This is a genomic window from Providencia sp. UF-183 (assembly GCF_058246155.1).
The window spans coordinates 1-324 of record NZ_JBSICD010000082.1 but is presented as its reverse complement, the minus strand read 5'-3'; the positions used below and the strand labels follow the sequence as shown (position 1 = coordinate 324).

Annotated in this window: 1 protein-coding gene; it reads right to left on the bottom strand. The window is 34.9% G+C overall.

What is annotated here, in order from left to right; all coding sequences use genetic code 11:
* Positions 1-136 precede the first annotated feature (136 nt).
* The coding region (locus AC4IFT_RS22445; protein ID WP_490752945.1) for a hypothetical protein at positions 137-324 on the bottom strand (188 nt) is incomplete at its 5' end.

The window sequence follows — 324 nt, the reverse complement described above, 5'->3', positions numbered from 1 at the left end:
TTACCCACGCTAAAAAGACAGCGCCAACAATAAGAATACCCGCTAATCTTTATCAAATTCACTTACGCAACTACAGTACCATAAACAGATAAGTTAGTTGCTGAGTGGATTATTGATTAACAATAATAAAAAATGCCTAGATAAATAAGTTAATTGCTAAGTGGATCATTGATGAGCAATAACAAGGTGTCGCATAAATACTAAGGGTGATTTCAGATAAGAAAAAGGAGCTATGATAAGGGCGAACATGATGAAAATTGGCGTAACATACCCGTGAGTTACTGAGTGCAGCATTGATTAGCAATAGCATTAATACAAAGAACA